The 18,421-nt window shown below is 73.2% G+C and carries 11 protein-coding genes; 1 reads left to right on the forward strand and 10 read right to left on the reverse strand.

Going from position 1 to position 18,421, the window contains the following annotated elements; genetic code table 11:
* The 5 genes from AC1RSJ_RS15230 to AC1RSJ_RS15250 form a co-directional block, all read right to left on the reverse strand.
* Window positions 1-1,131, reverse strand: a complete 1,131-nt coding sequence (locus AC1RSJ_RS15230) for a DegT/DnrJ/EryC1/StrS family aminotransferase (RefSeq protein WP_493119308.1) — start codon at window positions 1,129-1,131, stop codon at window positions 1-3.
* Window positions 1,132-1,145: 14 nt separating this feature from the next.
* Window positions 1,146-2,141: an NAD-dependent epimerase/dehydratase family protein gene (locus AC1RSJ_RS15235; RefSeq protein ID WP_493119288.1), complete on the reverse strand. Its 996-nt coding sequence runs from the start codon at window positions 2,139-2,141 to the stop codon at window positions 1,146-1,148.
* Window positions 2,138-3,226, reverse strand: a complete 1,089-nt coding sequence (locus AC1RSJ_RS15240; protein ID WP_493119289.1) for a Gfo/Idh/MocA family protein — start codon at window positions 3,224-3,226, stop codon at window positions 2,138-2,140. Before AC1RSJ_RS15240 ends, AC1RSJ_RS15235 begins: the two co-directional genes overlap by 4 nt.
* 109 nt (window positions 3,227-3,335) lie before the next feature.
* A complete protein-coding gene (locus AC1RSJ_RS15245; protein WP_493119309.1) occupies window positions 3,336-7,757 on the reverse strand; it encodes a DUF4082 domain-containing protein in 4,422 nt (1,473 codons plus the stop codon).
* Window positions 7,758-7,834: 77 nt separating this feature from the next.
* Window positions 7,835-9,346 (reverse strand): sugar transferase, encoded by a 1,512-nt coding sequence (locus AC1RSJ_RS15250; protein WP_493119290.1) that lies wholly within the window; start codon window positions 9,344-9,346, stop codon window positions 7,835-7,837.
* Between the two features lie 438 nt (window positions 9,347-9,784).
* On the opposite strand from AC1RSJ_RS15250, the gene AC1RSJ_RS15255 reads away from it, so the two are divergent.
* Window positions 9,785-11,233 (forward strand): phytoene desaturase family protein, encoded by a 1,449-nt coding sequence (locus AC1RSJ_RS15255; protein ID WP_493119291.1) that lies wholly within the window; start codon window positions 9,785-9,787, stop codon window positions 11,231-11,233.
* A gap of 46 nt (window positions 11,234-11,279) precedes the next feature.
* On the opposite strand, the gene AC1RSJ_RS15260 is transcribed toward AC1RSJ_RS15255, so the two are convergent.
* The 5 genes from AC1RSJ_RS15260 to recQ all read right to left on the reverse strand — a co-directional run bounded on the left by AC1RSJ_RS15260 (window position 11,280) and on the right by recQ (window position 18,342).
* On the reverse strand, window positions 11,280-13,358 hold the full coding sequence (locus AC1RSJ_RS15260; RefSeq protein ID WP_493119292.1) for an acyl-CoA dehydrogenase family protein: 2,079 nt from the start codon (window positions 13,356-13,358) through the stop codon (window positions 11,280-11,282).
* 237 nt (window positions 13,359-13,595) lie between these two features.
* Window positions 13,596-14,459, reverse strand: a complete 864-nt coding sequence (gene ypfJ, locus AC1RSJ_RS15265; RefSeq protein ID WP_493119293.1) for a KPN_02809 family neutral zinc metallopeptidase — start codon at window positions 14,457-14,459, stop codon at window positions 13,596-13,598.
* A gap of 115 nt (window positions 14,460-14,574) precedes the next feature.
* Window positions 14,575-15,282 carry a lysophospholipid acyltransferase family protein gene (locus tag AC1RSJ_RS15270; RefSeq protein WP_493119294.1) on the reverse strand — a complete coding sequence of 236 codons (708 nt, stop codon included), beginning with the start codon at window positions 15,280-15,282 and terminating at the stop codon, window positions 14,575-14,577.
* Window positions 15,283-15,365: 83 nt separating this feature from the next.
* Window positions 15,366-16,307 carry a homocysteine S-methyltransferase family protein gene (locus AC1RSJ_RS15275; protein WP_493119296.1) on the reverse strand — a complete coding sequence of 314 codons (942 nt, stop codon included), beginning with the start codon at window positions 16,305-16,307 and terminating at the stop codon, window positions 15,366-15,368.
* A 193-nt stretch (window positions 16,308-16,500) separates the two neighbouring features.
* Complete coding sequence (recQ, locus tag AC1RSJ_RS15280) at window positions 16,501-18,342, reverse strand: DNA helicase RecQ (RefSeq protein ID WP_493119310.1); 1,842 nt, start codon at window positions 18,340-18,342, stop codon at window positions 16,501-16,503.
* Between the last annotated feature and the right edge of the window lie 79 nt (window positions 18,343-18,421).

An 18,421-nucleotide genomic window follows, 5' to 3' on the forward strand; every position in this document is an offset into this window, starting at 1 on the left:
TCAGGCCGCCGCGACCGAGGCGGCCGCGCGCAGCACCGCGACGACGCGGTCCTGCTCGTCGTCCGTGAGCTGGTGGAACAGCGGCAGGATCAGCGTGCGGTCGGTGAGTCGCTCGGTCGCCGGCAGCGGCACCTGGCCGGTGTCGAGGTCGACGTACGCGGGCTGGCGGTGGGCCGCCATGATGCCGCGGCGAGCCGAGATGTCCGCCTCCGCCAGCGCCTCCATGAGCTCCTCGCGGTCGAGGGGGAAGCCCTCCTCGACCTCGACCCAGTAGGACTGGAAGTTGCTCGTGCCGTGCTCCGGGTCCGCGACGGGGCGGAGTCCGGGGACGTCGGCGAGCAGCCGGGCGTAGCGGTCGGCGAGCTCGCGGCGGCGCGCGACGATGGCGGGGAGCCGGCCGAGCTGCACCAGTCCGACGGCGGCCTGGAGGTCGGTCATCCGGTAGTTGAAGCCGATCTCGCCGTACCGCTCCGGCGGCGCCAGCACGCTCGACGCGCGGTCCGCGGCGGAGACGCTCATCGCGTGCTCGCGCAGCCGGCGCGCACGCGCGGCCCATTCGGGATCGGTCGTGGTCAGCATGCCGCCCTCGCCGGTCGTGAGCAGCTTGCGCGGGTGGAACGACCAGGCCGAGAGCACCGCGCCGGCACCCACCGGGTGCCCGCGGTAGGTGGATCCGGCGCCGCACGCGGCGTCCTCGATCACGACGATGCCGAGCGGGTCGCAGAGCGCGCGGATCGGCGCGAGGTCGACGGGCTGCCCGCCCTGGTCGACGACGATCACCGCACGGGTGCGCGGGGTCAGCGCCGTCGCGATCGTCGCCGCGGTCACGTTGCCGGACACCGGGTCGACGTCGGCGAACACCGGGCGCGCGCCGACGTAGGTCGGCGCGTTCGCGGTCGCGATGAACGAGAACGACGGCACGACGACGTCGTCGCCCTGCCCGACGCCCGCGACGACGAGCGCGAGGTGCAGCGCGGTCGTGCAGTTCGAGGTGGCGATCGCATACGGCGCCTCGACGGCGGCCGCGAAGGCCTCCTCGAAGGCGGCGACCCGCGGCCCCTGGGCGACCCAGCCGGAGGCGATGACCTCGGCGACGGCCGCGGCCTCCTCCTCGCCGAGCCACGGCTTCATGACGTTGACGCGGCTCACGCTGCCCCCTCCGATCGACCGGCCGAGATCTCCTCGCGGAGCGGCTCCCACCATTCGACGAGCGAGCGGAGGCCCTCCTCCAGGCCGATCCCGGCGGTGAAGCCGAGGTCCGCCGTCGCGGCCGAGGTGTCGGCCAGGCGGCGGGTCACGCCGTTCACGGCGCGCTCCGGGCCGTGCTCGACGCCGAGGTCGGATCCCATGACCCGCAGCAGCGCCTGCGCGAGCTCGAGCAAGCTCGTCTCCGTGCCGCTCGCGATGTTGTAGACGCCTTCGACGACGTCGCTCTCGGCCGCCAGCACGTTCGCGCGGGCGATGTCCTGCGCGACGACGAAGTCCATCGTCTGCAGCCCGTCGCCGAAGATGAGCGGCGGCTTGCCGTCCGCGATCCGCTCCATCCAGCGCACGAGCACCTCCGTGTAGAGGCCGTGCACGTCCATGCGCGGGCCGTACACGTTGAAGTAGCGCAGCACCACGTAGTCGAGACCGGTCATGGCCCGGAAGCTGCGGATCATGCCCTCGTTGAACGACTTCGCGGCGCCGTAGAACGTGTCGTTGTTGTGGTGGTGGTGCCGCTCGCCGGTCGGGAACTGCTCGGCGAGGCCGTAGACGGAGGCGCTGGAGGCGGCGACGAGCTTGCCGACCCCGAGCTCCGCTGCGGCCTCGATGACGTTGAACGTGCCGTCGACGAGCACCTCGAGCGCGAGGCGCGGATCCTCGGCGCACTGGGTGATGCGGATGGCGGCCTGGTGGTAGACGATGTCCTGCCCCGCGGTCAGCTCGCGGACCGCCTCGCGGTCGCGGATGTCCGCCTCGTGCAGGGAGACGCGGCCGGTGGCCAGCGCGCCCTCCAGGTTGCCGCGGCGGCCGCGGACGAGGTTGTCGAGCACGTCGACGTGGGCGGCGCCCGCCTCGAGCAGCTGGTCGACGATCGTGGAGCCGATGGTGCCGGCGCCCCCGGTGACGAGGATGCGCGAGCCCGCGACGGCGGTCACGAGGCCAGCCCCAGGGCGGCCGGGGCCACCACGGCGTCGACGGCGGCGGGGCCGCCGTGGACGGAGAGGCTGCGCGAGGACGCCTCGAGGATCGAGAGGACGCGCATGCCGGCGAGGCCGTCGGTGCGCGGCGCGCGCCTGCCGTTGATCGCGGCGGCGAACTCCTCGGCCATCGCCGACAGCGCCTCCCGCTCGGGGAGGGCCGGCGACCAGGTGTCGCCGAGGCGGTAGGAGATGTTCGCGTCGCGGCGGTCGGCCGACGCGGCGGCCTTCGCGGTCGCGGACTGCTCGGCGAGGTCGACGCCGCGGTCGTAGACGCTGATGCGCTGCTGCGGGTTCAGGTCGTCCCAGACGAGCGTGCGCTTCGTGCCGCCGATGACCATCTGGCGGATCTTGGTCGGGCTGAGCCAGTTCACGTGCACGTGGGCCATGCCGCCGTTGCGGAGCGGCATGCTCAGGTAGCCGACGCAGGAGCGGCCGGCGCCGAGCGGGTCGGCGCCCTGGGCGCTGACGGACGCGACGTCGAGGCCGCCCGGCAGCACGAAGTCCATGATCGAGAGGTCGTGCGGGGCGAGGTCCCAGAACACGTCGACGTCGGGCTGGATCAGCCCGAGGTTGATGCGCACCGAGTCGATGAAGAGGATCTCGCCGAGCATGCCCTCGTGCACCAGCTCGCGGATCTTGCTGACGGCCGGCGTGTAGCAGTAGGTGTGGTCCGCCATGAGGACGAGGCCCTGGCGGGCCGCCTCCTCGACCATCTCGCGGGCGCGGTCGCGGCTGTCGGCGAGCGGCTTCTCGACGACGACGTGCTTGCCGGCGCGGAGCGCGGCCATCGCGATCGGGTGGTGGGTGCGCGCCGGGGTGGCGATGGCGATCGCATCGATCGCGTCGTCCGCCAGCACGTCGGCCAGGTCGGTCAGGACCGGGACGCCGCCGAGCGAGTCGGCGAGCTGCGTCGCGCGATCGCGGTCGAGATCGCAGATGGCGGCGAGCTCCCAGTGCGGGCTGCCTCGGAAGTTGCGGGCCAGATTCGGCCCCCAGTAGCCGGCGCCGACGACGGCGATCCGGAGTGCTCGGGTGGTCATGCTGATGCTCCTCAAAGGGACGGGTTCGAGGTTCGGGTGGTGCGGTGTGTTCGGTTGTGGGCGGTGCAGGTGCGGGAGGACCGGGCGGGGCCCCGGTCCTCCGCGCAGGTCAGGAGCTCGGCGTGAACATCACGTCGACCCAGTAGTCGTGGTTCGCGATCGCCGACGGGAAGCCGGTGCCGTAGGCGTAGACGCCGCCGCCGTCCGGGACCGTCAGCGGCCCGACGGTCTTCGCCGCCGCGTAGCCGTTGAGGTCGATCGAGTAGTGCCCGGCCGGCAGGTATGCCGTCGCACGGTATTCGACGCCGGCCTGGATGGCGACGGGCGTGCTGAACGCGATCGTCTGCCACCCGGAGGCGGTCTCGGTCGTCGACGTGGCCGTGGCGAGCTGCGCGCTGTCGGACGAGCGCCACAGCGTCACCGGGTGCGGACCGGTGTTGCCCGGACCGACGTAGAGGCGGATGGCGCTGACCGTGCCGGACACCGAGGAGGTGAACCGCATGCCCACCTGGAGGGCGCTCGAGTCATCCCACGCGGCGTTCGCCGGCACGTCGGCCGTGCCGTGCACGCCGGTGCCGGTGGGGGCCGGCGTCGGCGGCGGCGTCGTGCCGCCGCCCGAGCCGGTGGGCACCGAGTACACGACGTCGACGAAGTAGTTCGTCGCGCCGTAGCTGTACGTCGGGAACCCGCCGCCGGTCGCGTACAGGTAGCGGCCGTTGCCGGTCGTGCCCGCGGTGAGCGGCCCGCTCGTCTTCGGCGAGCTGAAGTAGTTGCCGGTGTGCGAGTAGTTGCCGTTCGGCGCGTAGTAGGAGACGACGTACGAGGTGCCGGCGGTCAGCGCGACCGGGGAGCTGAGCAGCCCGGTCTGCCATCCGGTGGCGGTCTCGTTCGCGAACGTGACCGTCGCCAGCTGGGTGCCGGTGGAGCTCCACAGGCGCCCGACGTGGATGCCGGTGTTGGTCGATCCCTTGTAGAAGCGGATGGCCGTCACCGTGCCCGCCGAGGACGGCGTGAAGGACACGCCGAGCTCGACCGCCGAGGAGTCGTCGGTCGCCGCCAGCACCGCCGGCGTCTCCGTTCCGAAGAGCGTCGACGTCGTGCTCGTGCCGGTGGCGGTCGCCGTGGCGAAGGACCAGTTCTGCGTCGCGAGCGTGGCGCCCTCCGTGCTCTTCACCCCGCTCAGCGTCACGGCCACGGTCGCGCCGGCCGGGAGGGCCGAGGTCGGCGTGAACACGATGGTCGCCCCGTCGGTGGAGAGCGCCGTGGTGCCGGCGATCGCCGTGCCGCCGCTCGTCGCGGTCAGCGAGTAGCCGCTCGCGACCGGCGCCGAGAGCGTCGCCGCGATCGTGCTCGCGCTGCTCACGGCGGTGGCGCCGTTGGCCGGGCTCGTCGAGACGAGCGCGATGGAGGCCGCGGCCGGCAGGAACACCGGGTCGACGAGGTAGCTCGTCGTGGTGCCCTGGCTCGGCCAGGCGTCGGCGTAGGAGTACACGCCGGCGTTCGCCGCGACCTGCAGCGGACCCTTCGTGAAGCCGCTGGAGAACGCGCCCGAGGTGGCGGAGTACTTGCCTACCGTCGTGCGGTACGACGCCGTGAACACCTGTCCGGCGGCCGCCGTCACGGGCGACGAGAACGTCGCCGTCTGCCAGCCGGCCGTCGACTCGTTCGAGAACGCGATCGTGGCGAGCTTGGTGCCGGTGGCGGACCACAGGGTGCCCGTGTGGACGCCGGTGTTGCCCGCGCCCTTGTAGAAGCGGACGCCGGTGATGGTGCCGGCCTTGAGGGTCGTGAAGTTCACGCCGAGGGTGACCGCCACCGGGTCGGCGACCTCGAGGACGCCGGGCGTCGTCGTGTCGTCGAACAGGCCGCACGGGCACGCCGTGGTCGGCGTCTTGGCCGTCGTGAACGTCCACGAGCCGCCCGAGGCGAGCGAGGCGCCCGCCGAGTCCTTCGCGGTGATCGTCGCGGTGTAGGCGACGAAGCCGTTCAGGGGGGAGGTCGGCGTGAAGGTGAGCGTGCGGTTCGCCGCGTTGTAGGCGCTCGTGCCGGCGACGGTCGCGCCGGTCGAGTCCTTCAGGGCGAGCGACGACGTGGCCGGCGCGCGGTTGAACACGGCCGACACGGTCGTGCTGACCGGGACGCTCGTCGAGCCCGCGAGCGGCCACTGGCTGCCCGCGCTGAGCGGCGTCGTGTCGGTCGTCGTGAACACCGCGTCGACGAAGTAGTTCGTGCCGCCGAAGTCGCTCTGCGGGAACAGGCCGGGGTTGCCGTAGACGCCGGGCGAGGGCGCGCCATAGCCGCCGACGGTCGTCAGCGGACCCTGGGTGAGGCCCCGGTAGTCCCAGTAGCCGTCCTTCGCGGCGTAGTGGCCGTTCGGCGCCGTGTACGACACGACGTAGCTCGTGCCGGCCGTGACCGCGATCGCGTTGGTCAGGTTGAGCTGCTGCCAGCCGCTGGCCGTCTCGCCGGTGAACGTGCCGCCGCCGAGGCGCACGCCGGTCGCGTCCCAGACGCTGCCGACGTGGGTGCCGGTGTTGGCCGCGCTCTTGTAGAAGCGCACGCCGGTGACGAAGCCGCTGGTCGACGGGGTGAAGCGGAGGCCGAGCTCGACGGCCGAGCCGTCGAGGGAGTCCGCCACCGCGGGGACCACGTTGCCGAAGGTCGTGTACGGGCCGGTGACGTTGACGGCGCGGTCGACCGTGGCGGTCGCGTAGTTCGCGCTGTCGTCGACGGCGCGGACCTTGATGGTCTGCGTGCCGAGGCCGCCCTGCACGTAGCTGTACGACCAGCTCGTGGTGCCGGTGGCCAGGTGCCAGGTGGTGCCGCCGTCGACCGAGATCTCCACGCCGGCGACGACGCCGCCGACGTCGGAGGCCGTGCCGGTCGCGGTGACGGCCGTGCCGTTCGCGATCGACGCGTTCGCCGCCGGCGAGGTGACCGTCGCGGTCGGCGCGGTGGTGTCCGTCGACTTCGACGCGGCCACGAGGCCGGTCATCAGGCTGCCGGGCTGCGCGCTCATGTCGGCGAGCAGGTTGACCTGCGCCTGCTGCATCCGGACGTCGGCGGGGGCGCCGGCGCCGTCGTGCTCCTGGTCGAGACCCCAGGCCCACTGGATCGAGCCCGCGCTGAACACGAGCGCCCCGCTGGCCGCCTTGTAGAGCGTCAGGTGGTGGGTGGTCGTGCCGGGCGCGACGTTGTTGCCGTAGTCCTGCAGGTACTCCGGCGTCGTGCCCACCGTGGTCGAGAGCTGGATGAGCCCGGACTGGCGGAAGCCGTTGTCGACGTCCTCGTCCGACTCGTAGCCGATCGTGTGCTGCGCGAGCGCCTGGGTCTGCGTGCCGGTGAGGCTCGTCAGGCTCGTGCCGCGCCACAGCCGCGTCTTGCCCTGCTGGGCCGTGACGGTCACCGGCAGGTCGTCGTGGTTGGCCATGTACATCGTGCCGGTGAGGGAGTTCTCGGGGTTGCTGCCGCCGTTCGCCTTCGAGGCGAACCGGGGATCGCGCCAGGTGCCCGTCCAGGTCGAGGTGGGGTCGATCTTGTCGTTGGCCCAGGTCTCCTTGTACGAGACGAGCGTGCGGTAGCCGCCGCCCGAGGCATCCGCCGGGGACGCCTCGTAGCGGGTGTGCCAGTAGACCTCGTTGCCGGACAGGAACTGGAGGTTCAGGCCGGCGTCGCGCGCCGCCTCGACGTTGGCGCGCTGCCCCGTCGACCAGTACTCGTCGTGGCCGACCGACAGGAAGACCTTGTGGTTCGTCAGCAGCGAGCCGTAGCGGTCGGTGTCGACGCCGCTGAAGTAGCTCACGTCGTAGCCGTTGCGCTCGAGGAAGCGCACCTGCGCGTACTCGGAGCTGAAGTAGAAGTCGCGGCCGTTGTTGTCGCCGCGCGTGGTGACCGGGCGGTTGTAGCTCAGCTTGTAGGCGCGGCCGTTGGCGGCGCCCTGGTAGAAGTCCGAGCCGCCGTACGTGTTGTAGGCCTGCCAGGTCGGGTCGGAGGTCTGGAACAGCACCGCCGAGCGGCTCGCCTGGTCGCGCACGACGAAGACGATCTGGCTCACGCCGCCCGTGTCGGTGCGACGCAGGAGCGCGAAGTAGACGCCGGACACCGCATCGGCCGGGACGGCCCACGAGGCGGACACGCCCCAGTTGCCGCAGTCGTACAGCTCGGTCGAGACGTCGGTGAGGCACTGCGGCTGGGTCTGCGGCAGCGTGGCCGACGGGCTGACCGTGGCGACCTTGCGGGCGCCGAGGCCCTGGTACCACCCGGTGCGGTAGATGTCGATCGAGTACGCGCGGGCGTTCGTGTCGATCTTGAACTTGATCGTCGAGCCGACGTTGACGCTGATGTCGGTCGAGAAGCCCTGGATGGTGGCGTCGCCGGCGCCGTCGATGTCCCACTGGGACGGGTCGGTGCCGGTCTTCTGGTTCTCGCACAGCACCTTGTTGGTGGCCGTCGCGCACGGGTCGGCGGCGAGCGCCGGGGCGACGCCCCAGGCGATGACGAGGGTGGCCGTGACGGCGAGCACCGACAGCATCGCCGCCAGGATCACGCCGGGGCGGCGCCGCCCGAGACGGGCGACGCCGAGGCGGCTGGGAATCGATGAGGCGGCCATCAGTAGGCTCCGCTCGGCTTGAGGACGACCCCGACGGTGCGGGCGATGATGTGCAGGTCGCCGAGAACGCTCCAGTTCTCGACGTAGGACAGGTCGATCCGCACGCTCTCGTCCCACGAGAGGTCCGAGCGGCCGCTGACCTGCCAGGCGCCGGTGAGCCCCGGCTTGAGCAGCAGACGGCGGTGCACGTGCTGCTCGTACTCGTCGACCTCGCGCCGCAGCGGCGGGCGGGGTCCGACCAGGCTCATGTCGCCGGCGAAGATGTTCCACAGCTGCGGCAGCTCGTCGAGCGAGAACTTGCGCAGTACGGCGCCGACGCGGGTGATCCGCGGGTCGCGCTTCAGCTTGAAGAGCGGACCGGCGCCCTCGTTCGCGGCCTCGAGCGCGGCGCGGTCGGCCTCGGCCGTGGCCACCATCGAGCGGAACTTCAGCATCGTGAACGCGCCGCCGTCGCGGCCGACGCGCTGCTGGCGGAAGATCGCACCGCCGCGGCTGTCGAGGCGGACGAGCAGGGCGATGAGGCCGAAGATCGGCGCGAGGAGCAGCAGCGCGGTGCCCGACACGGCGATGTCGACGGCGCGCTTCGCGACGAGCGGCACGCCGCTGAAGCTCGGCGCGGCGACCTGGAGCATCGCGACGCCGTCCACCTGGCCGGGGCGCATGCGCACGGCGGCGACGCTGCCGAGCGGAGTGGCGATGGCGAGCTCGGCGCCGGTGCTCTCGAGGCGCCAGGCGAGCTCCTGCGTCCACCGCCCGCCGTCGCCGGGGGCGGTGGCGAGCAGCACGACCTCGGCGCCGGAGATGGCGACCGCGTCGGCCACGGCGTCGGGTCCGGTGAAGACGACGTCCTCGCCGGCGAGCGGGAGGGCGGTGTGCGGCTCGTCGATCACGACGACGCCGGCGACCACGTAGTCGCGGCGGCGGGAGCGGGCGAGCTGCGCGGACACGGCCTCGATGTCGGCGGTCGTGCCGACGACGAGGGCGCGCGCCAGGTCGACGCCGGTGCTCCGGCGCGCGGCGAGGCGGCGCTGCAGCAGCACGCGGCCGAGGAGCAGGAGGGCGAGGCCGACCGGCAGCGCGACGATCACGTGGGCACGGGTGCTGGCGATCGGCACCACGGTGCCGGCGAGCGCGAGCGCGCCGAAGACGCCGAGCGTGACCGCGGCGGCGCGGCGCCAGCCGGTGCCCCCGGTGGCGACGGCGCGGCGCTCCGGCTGCCCGGTGCGCAGACCGGCGAACCAGACGAGCGCGAGCACGGCGCCGACGACGAGGTCGAGCGTCTCGAGCGGGGCGTCGAGGCCCGGCACCATCCGCGCGGCCAGCAGGCCGGCGGAGATGCCGAGTGCGACGGCGACGAGGTCGGCGGCGCGCCGGTATCGCACCTGGCGGGTCAGCCAGGCGGGGACCGCCGGCTGCGGGTGCGTGCGGACGCCGGCCTCGACGCCGTCGATGAACCGGTCGAGCATTCGGGTGTGCGCGACCGGAAGACGGTTCTGGATCCCCTCGCTCATCGGATGATCCGATTCGCCGGGGCTGCGGGGGCGGTGGTGCTGGGGTGCTGCGGGATGACGCGCGTCTGCCGGGGACGGGGGCATGAAGCGGCAGACACGCCGGGGTGCGTGTCCATAGGGGATTGCCTGCTCGGGGTACAGGTGCGGAAGTCAGCGATGGAGCTCGGGTGGTGCGGGTAAGCGCTGACGCTTCGTCAGGGTTCGAAGCGAGGTTCACTGTAGCCCCGCCCGCGAAAGGGGGTCAACGGGGGTTGACCCCGAATATCGATGCAGATGGATCGACCGACCGCTGCCGCCGCACCGCTCTCCCGGAATGGGGGCCCGAAAGCGGGGATATACCGGTCTGCTGACCCCCGAACTGGGGTCAAATGCCCCCCGCGTGTCATTCCGGGCCAGTCGGGGCGAGACTACTAATACACCAGGGCTAGCGTGGATGCGATGATCGATGCGACCGTCGTGGGGGCAGGGCCGAACGGCCTCGTCGCCGCCGTCACCCTCGCCGCGGCCGGCCTCCGCGTGCGGCTCGTCGAGCGCGCCGACCACGTCGGCGGCGGGATGTCGTCCGCCGAGCTCACGATTCCGGGGTACATCCACGACATCTGCTCGGCGGTCCACCCCGGCGCGCTGGCCTCCCCGTTCTTCCGCTCGTGGGGGCTCACCGACCGCGTCCCGTTCGTCGTTCCCGAGGTCGGCTTCGCGCATCCGCTGCCCGGCGGCGGCGCGGCGCTCGGCTACCGGTCGCTCGCCACGACCGCCGCGGAGCTCGGCGAGGACGGCCCCGCGTGGCGCCGGCTGCTCGCCCCGCTCGTCGACGACGTGGACGGCCTGCAGGACTTCGTCGGCTCGCAGCTGCTCCGGATGCCCCGGCGGCCGATCACGGCGGCGCGGTTCGGCCTCCGCTCGCTCCGGATGGGCTGGGAGGCGGTGGCCTCCGCCGGGTTCCGCACGCCGGCCGGGCCGGCCCTGTTCGCCGGCCTCGCGGCGCACACGGTCGGCCCGCTCGCCGGACCCGCCTCCGCCGGCGCCGGGCTGTGGCTCGCCGCGCTCGGGCACACCACCGGATGGGGGCTGCCGATCGGCGGCTCGCAGGCCATCGCCGACGCCCTCGCCGCCGACCTGCTCGATCGCGGCGGCGAGATCGTGCTCGGCACCGAAGTCGCCTCGCTCGGCGACCTCGAGCCGAGCACGGTGACCCTGCTCGACACGTCGCCCGCCTTCCTCCGCTCGTTCGCCGGCGAGTCGCTGCCGGTCGGCTACGCCCGCGCGCTCGAGCGCTGGCCGCGCGGGAACGGCGTCGCGAAGGCCGACTTCGCCACGAGCGCGCCCGTGCCCTGGGCCGACCCGCGCGTCGGCTCCTCGCCGACCGTCCACCTCGGCGGCACCCGGGCGGACATCGTGGCGGCCGAGGCCGCCGTCGCGGCCGGGCGGATGCCGGAGCGGCCGTACGTGCTGCTCACGCAGCCGACCGTCGCCGACCCGTCGCGGGCGCCCGCTGGCGGCCACGTGGTCTGGGCGTACACGCACGTGCCCGCGGGCTCGGACCTCGACCCGACCGAGCTCATCGCGGACGTCATCGAGGCGTCGGCACCCGGCTTCCGCGACACGGTGCTCGCATCGGCCTCACGCTCCGCCGCGCAGCTCGGGCGCGACAACCCGAACGACCCGGGCGGCGAGATCATGGGCGGGATCGTGTCGGTCGGCACGCTCGCCCGGCGCCCCGTGCTCTCGACGACGCCCTGGCGGACGCCGCTGCCCGGCGTCTACCTCTGCTCGGCGTCGACGCCGCCGGGCCCCTCCACCCACGGCATGAACGGCTGGTTCGCCGCCCGCACCGCGCTGCGCGACCGGTTCGGCATCCGGGAGGCGCCGTTCACCCTCGAGCGCTGAGCGGCGGCACGCCTCGAGCGCCGGGGCGGGCGGGGCGCCTGCCGCGCTAGCGCTTCTTCGGGCTCTTCTCGGCCTCCGGGGCGCGGCCGCTCGCGGCGAGCTCGCGGTAGTAGTCCCGTGCCTCGTCCTGGCGGACCGCCTCCGCGCCGCTCGAGATGCTCGCCCGGAGGTGCTCCGGCTCGAGCCCGAACGCGGCGACGAGGTCGAGGGCGTGCGGACGCAGCCGCGGCAGCAGCCGGTCGTCGATGTAGTCGGTGATCGCCTGCGCGCGGAAGGCCGACAGGCGGCCGCGCATGAGGTACCAGGCGAGGTGCCGCTCGATCGTGGTGAACCCGAACAGGTCGCGCACCCACACCATCACGCGGCGGGTGCCGGGGTCCTGGATGCCGGCGATGGCGTCCGTGAACGACTCCCACTGCAGCAGCTCTGCGTGCGCCGCGGCGGCCTGGATGAGCTCATCCTGGTTCGCATTGAACAGCTCGGCCGCGGCATCCGCCGACAGCTTCGTCGCCCCGCGGAGGCGCCCGGCCACCTCGGCGACCATGGTGTGCACCCGGTCGGTGAGCAGCTGACGCTGCGAGGCCTCGTCGCGCACGAACCCGACGGAGCGGGCGGTCGAGCCGAAGTCCTTCACCGACTGCGCCATCCTGCGCAGGCCGGAGCGGTTGAGCGCGGCATCGCCGACCTGGCCCGCGAGGAACTGCGCGATGTCGGCGGCATCCGCCTTCGACAGCTTGCGGGCGTAGTCGCCGAGGAGTCGCTTCGCGACGAGCTGGAGCAGCACGTTGTTGTCGCCCTCGAAGGTCGCGTAGACGTCGAGGTCGGCGCGCAGCTGCGTGAAGCGGTTCTCGGCGAGGAAGCCGGCGCCGCCGCAGGCCTCGCGGCACTCCTGCAGGATGTCGAGACCCGCCCAGGTGCTCAGCGGCTTGAGGGCCGCGGCGAGGGTCTCCAGGTCCTGCCGGTCGTCGTCGGTGTCAGACTCCCCTGAGAAGACCCCGTCGAACTTCTCGAGCAGCCGCTCGTGCGCGAACGACATCGCATAGGTCTGCGCGAGTCGCGGCAGGAGCCGGCGCTGGTGGCGCTGGTAGTCGAGCAGCACGACCTCGCCCTCGCCGGTGCCCGCCGCGAACTGGCGGCGCTCGGAGGCGTAGCGGATCGCGATCGTCAGGGCGACCTTGGCGGCGAGCGTCGACGAGCCGTCGAGGGAGACGCGGCCCTGCACGAGCGTGCCGAGCATGGTGAAGAAGCGCCGGCCGGGGCTCGCGATGGGCGAGCTGTAGGTGCCGTCCGCCGCGACCTGGCCGTAGCGGTCGAGCAGGTCGAGCCGGGGCACGCGCACGCCGTCGAAGTGCAGGCGGCCGTTGTCGATGCCGTTGAGCCCGCCCTTGAGGCCGTCGTCCTCGCCGCCGATGCCGGGCAGGAAGGCGCCGTCGGCGTCGCGGATCGGCACGTAGAACGCGTGCACGCCGTGGTCGACGCCCTTCGTGATGAGCTTCGCGAACAGCACGGCCGCGCGGCCGTCCTTCGCGGCGTTGCCGAGGTAGTCCTTCCACGCAGCGCGGAACGGGGTCTGGACGACGAACTCCTCGGTCTCCGGGTCGTAGGTCGCCGTCGTGCCGATGCTGGCGACATCCGATCCGTGCCCGGTCTCGGTCATCGCGAACGCGCCCGGCACCTCGAGCGACATGGCCGAGGGCAGGTACGCGTCGTGGTGGCGCTCGGTGCCGAGGTGCAGGATCGCGGCGCCGAACAGGCCCCACTGCACGCCCGCCTTGATCTGGAGGGACGGGTCGGCGAGCAGCAGCTCCTCGAACGCGGCGATGTTGCCGCCGTGGTTGTCCTCGCCGCCGAGCCGCTTCGGGAAGGCGCGGTGCACGGCTTTGTCGGCGACGAGCCGGTGCAGCGACGCGAGCGTGTGCTCGCGGTGCTCCGCCATCGTCTGGCCCGGGATGCCGTGGTAGTGCTCGGTCTTCAGCTGCGAGCGAGCCGCGCGGCGGTCATCCGCCCACCGGCCGAGCAGCTGCTCGCCGAGCGCCGCCACGTCGATGCGGACGGCGTCGGCGGGGCCGGATGCGGGCGCGGCCGGGAGGGCCTCGGTGGCGGGTTCGTCGAGAACGTGCGACATGGCTGATCCTCTGGGGTCGAGGGGGAGACGGGCGCTGCGGTGCGCTTCGCCGACACGGTACGTCCGGGGCGCGAGCGCGGCGCGATTCCTCGTGGAGGCACACGAAACGGCGTCGTGACGTCCGATCGACGGCTGTCCGCGACCTACAAAGCACACGCAGGTCGCTTGGAGGTTCGGACGCCTCGGGCGGGTCCGCGCGGGCGGGCGGACGGCGGCCCGCGCGGTGGTGCGCCCCGCTCAGTCCCCGAGCTGCGCGGCGCTCACCGAGAAGGTGTCGCAGGAGGTCGGCGAGCCCGAGAAGCCGGTCTCGAACCACTTCTGGCGCGCGGCGCTCGAGCCGTGCGTCCACGTCTCCGGCTGCGCCTGGCCCTGCGTCTTCTCCTGGATGCTGTCGTCGCCGACGGCCGAGGCCGCATCCAGCGCGTCCGCGATCTGCGCCTGCGTCGGCGGCTCCAGGTAGCGGGCGTCGCCGCGGGAGGCCGCGCCGATCCAGGCGCCGGCGTAGCAGTCCGCCTGCAGCTCGAGGCGGACGCTGTCCGACGCGGGGCCGGTCGTCTGGAGGTCGAGCCCCTTCGTCTGCCCGGTGATGTTCTGGATGTGGTGGCCCCACTCGTGCCCGACCACGTAGATCTGGGCGAGCGGCCCGGCGGTCGCGCCGAACTGGTCGCGCAGCGTGTCCCAGAACGAGGTGTCGAGGTAGATCTGCTGGTCGGCCGGGCAGTAGAACGGGCCGACGGCGGAGGTCGCGCTGCCGCATCCGGTGCTCGTCTGCTGGTCGAAGATGATGATCTGCGGGTCGGTGGCGCCCTCCACCTGACCGGCCCAGTACTCCTTCAGCGACGCGGCGGCGCCCTGCACTCGGCAGTCGATGTCGGCGTTGGCCTGCTCGGCGGTGCAGCTCAGCGCGGTGTCGTCCTGCGAGGCAGAGCCGCCGCCCCCCGTGCCGCCGAGCAGCCCGGTGAGGTCGACGCCGGTGAACGCCGAGATGAGCAGGACGACGATGGCGAGCCCGCCGCCGCCGACGCCGATCCCGATGCCGGCGTTCCGTCCGCGTCGGCTGACCCGGCCCTTCGAGATGTCGGAGTTCGGATCGAACGTCATGCGCCGAGGCTAGCGCCGCCGTGCGTTCCGCAGGAGGAATCCGTTCTGCAGGACCCGGCGGCGCGGATCCGTGTGGAGCGCGGCCGGAACTCCTGCAGAACGGCTCGGCGGCGGGTCAGAAGCGCTCGCGACGGAGCACCCGGGTGACCCGCTCGGCGACCGTGGCCGGCGGCGGCTCGTTGTAGGCGCCCGCGACCGGCTGCCCCGTGAGCTTCTGGATCTCGGCCATGATCGCGTCCGTCGCGAGCCGGCGGGCGCGGCCGGACTCCGCGGTGCCGAATCGCGACAGGTCCATCGGCCGGCCGAAGCGGACGTCGACGCGCACCGGGCGCACCCGGTTCGACCCCACCGGCTGCAGCCGCTCGGTGCCGACGAGCCCCACCGGCACGACCGGGACGCCCGCGGTGAGCGCGAGCCAGGCGACGCCGGTGCGGCCGCGGTACAGGCGTCCGTCGAGGGACCGCGTGCCCTCCGGGTAGATCGCGAATGCATCGCCGCGGGCCAGCACCTCGAGGCCGGTGTCGAGTGCCGCCTGGGCCGCCGCACCCGCCCCGCGCTCGACCGGCACGGCGCCGACGCCCGTGAAGAACGCCCGGCTCGCCGCGCCCTTGAGGCCGCGGCCGGTGAAGTAGTCGGACTTCGCCAGGAACGACACCTGGCGCGGCGCCACGAGCGTGATCACGACGCTGTCGACGAACGAGCGGTGGTTGCTGGCGAGGATGACGCCGCCGTGCCGCGGCACGTTGCGGCGGCCGCGCACCCGAGGCCGGAAGACCGCGCGGGCGAGTGGGGCGACGACGTGACGAGCGGCGGAGGCGAGCATCGGGTCCAGCCTCCCACGACGGGACGGGTTGCGGGAACGGTCTATTCCGAAAACGGAATGCGTCGGGCCGATGCGCGCCGGAGTCAGGCGGCCGGCGCGGCAGCGGACGCGATCGCGCGGATGTGGCGGTCGTCCGTACCGCAGCATCCGCCGAGCACGACGAGCTGCGGGAGCTGTGAGCGGAGGGCGGCCATCTCGGCGCCGAGCTCCGCCGGGTCGCCGTCGTCGAGCACCTCGGACGCGTCGAGCTCGGCGTGGCTCTGCCGTGAGGCGTTCGCGCGGAAGGCGCCGATCCGGCGCGCCCAGGCGCGGTCGAGGTCGTCCGGGAGGTGGCTCGGGTGGGCGCAGTTCACGCCGAAGTAGGCGGGCGAGCCGCCGGTCGCGGCGTCCACCGACTCGACGGCGTCGCGCAGCGTCACCCCGCCGGGCAGCGACCCGTCGGTCTCGACCGTGAACGAGATGACCGCGGGCACGCCGACGTCCCGCGCCGCGAGCGCGATGCCCGCCGCCTCGCCGACCGTGGTCATGGTGAGCGCGGCGACGTAGTCGACGCCTGCGGCGGCCAGCACCGCGACCTGGCGGTGGTGGTACGCGCGCGCCTCCTCCGGCTCCATCACCGCGGACGGGTCGTAGCCGTCGTCGCGCGGGCCGATGACGCCGCACACCAGGATCGGGATGCCGACGCCCTCGTCGAGCACGGTGTCGCGGAGGGCGAGTGCGAAGGCGACGGCATCGCGATCGATGCGGTCGCGCTCCTCGCCCTCGTAGCCGAGCCGGGCCGCCCAGTCCGGATTCGAGCGCCACGTCACGGTGTCGAGGCTGAACGGCGCACCCGCCTCCCAGGCGGTCCGGATCGCGCGCCGGTAGTACACGGCGAGGGCCGCCCGTCCGTCCGGATCGTCGAGGAGCGGGAAGCTCGCGAACAGCGGCAGGTCGAGCCCGTCGTGGAAGATCAGGTCGGTCTCGAGGCCGCCGTCGGTCAGGGTGAGGGAGCCGGGCGCGGTGCTCGGCGTGCGGAACGGCATTCGTGCCTCCTGTCCGGGCGTCGGCGGCCCGGATGCGCGTCACGGTAGACCTCGGGGCGCCGTGGGGCAATGGGGGTTCGATAGGCTCAGCCATCCGGGTGGGGCCCAGCCATCCGAGTCGGCGGAGGCTTCGACAGGCTCAGCCATCCGGATGGGTGGGGGCTTCGGCAGGCTCAGCCGTCCGGGTGGACGATCAGCTGGTGGGCGAGGTGCCCGCGACCACGTCGAGCAGCGCGGCACCGTACGCCTCGAGCTTCTTCTCGCCGACGCCGCTGATGCCGGCGAGCTCGCCGAGGGAGGCCGGCCGCGAGACGGCCACACCGCGGAGCGTCGCGTCGCCGAAGACGACGTAGGCGGGCACACCCTGGTCGCGGGCGACGCCGCTGCGCCAGGCGCGGAGCCGCTCGAACAGCGGCTGCGCGTCGTCCGGCAGCTCGGCACCGGCGCGGGTCTTCGCGGCGCGGGTCGGGCGCGCGGTCTCGCGGCGCAGGCGCACCGGACGGGACCCGTCGAGCACCGGCGCCGCCGAGTCGGTGATGCCGAGCGTGCCGTACTCGCCCTGCACCGCCAGCACGCCCTGGGCCAGCAGCTGTCGCACGACCCCGCGCCACTCCTGGTCGGAGAGCTCCGTGCCGATGCCGTAGGTGCGCAGCTCATCGTGGCGCTGCTGGCGGATCCGCTCGGTGTCGCGGCCGAGGAGGATGTCGATGATCTGCCCGGCGCCGAAGCGCTGGTTCCGCTCCCGCTGCAGCCGGACGATCGTGGAGAGCAGCTTCTGGGCGGGCACGGTGCCGTCCCACGACTCCGGCGGCGCGAGGCAGGTGTCGCAGTTGCCGCAGGGGCCGGTCTGCTCCCCGAAGTACCCGAGCAGCTGCACGCGGCGGCACTCGACCGTCTCGCACAGCGCGAGCATGGCGTCGAGGTGCTGCGACGACCGGCGCTTGTGGGCGACGTCGCCCTCGCCCTCGTCGATCATGCGGCGCTGCTGCACGACGTCCTGCAGGCCGTAGGCGAGCCAGGCGGTGGAGGGCTGGCCGTCGCGGCCCGCGCGGCCCGTCTCCTGGTAGTAGCCCTCGACGCTCTTCGGCAGGTCGAGATGCGCGACGAAGCGGACATCCGGCTTGTCGATGCCCATGCCGAACGCGATCGTGGCGACCATCACGATGCCGTCCTCGCGGAGGAAGCGCGACTGGTTGCGGCGCCGCACCTCGGCGTCGAGCCCGGCGTGATACGGCAGTGCCGGGATGCCGTGGGCCACCAGCGCGTCGGCCGTCTTCTCGACCGAGGCGCGCGACAGGCAGTAGACGATGCCGGCGTCGCCGGGGTGCTCGGTCTGGATCAGCTTGACGAGCTGGCCCTGCGGCGAGGCCTTCGGCTCGATGCGGTACTGGATGTTCGGCCGGTCGAAGCTGGCCACGAACCACTCGGCGCGGCCGAGGTCGAGGCGCTGGGCGATCTCGCGGCGGGTGGTCTCCGTCGCCGTGGCGGTGAGGGCGACGCGCGGCACGTCGGGCCAGCGCTCGTGGAGGACGGAGAGCCCGAGGTAGTCGGGACGGAAGTCGTGGCCCCACTGCGAGACGCAGTGGGCCTCGTCGATGGCGAACAGGCTGATCCGCGCGCGGTCGAGGAGCGCGAGCGTCGAGTCGAGCCGCAGCCGCTCGGGCGCGAGGTAGACGAGGTCGAGCTCGCCGGCGACGAGCTGCTGCTCGACGAGGCGCCGCGCCTCCGCGTCCTGGGTGGAGTTGAGGAAGGCGGCCCGCACGCCGACGGCCGAGAGCGCGTCGACCTGGTCCTGCATGAGCGCGATGAGCGGCGACACGACGACGCCGGTGCCCGGCCGCACGAGCGCGGGGATCTGATAGCAGATCGACTTGCCGCCGCCCGTCGGCATGAGCACGAGCGCGTCCTCGCCCCGGACCAGCCGGTCGATGATCTGCGCCTGCTGGCCGCGGAACTCCTCGTAGCCGAAGACCCGGCGCAGCAGATCGAGCGGGGCGGAGCCGGACGGGCGACGGGCTTCGACGGGCTCAGCCATCCGATCCGTGGTCACCCTGGCAGGGTATGCGACTCCCCCGACCCCCGCTCGGGCTGTCGACAGGGTCGAGCCCGAGCGG

This window comes from Schumannella sp. GW821-FHT10F01, assembly GCF_058809295.1.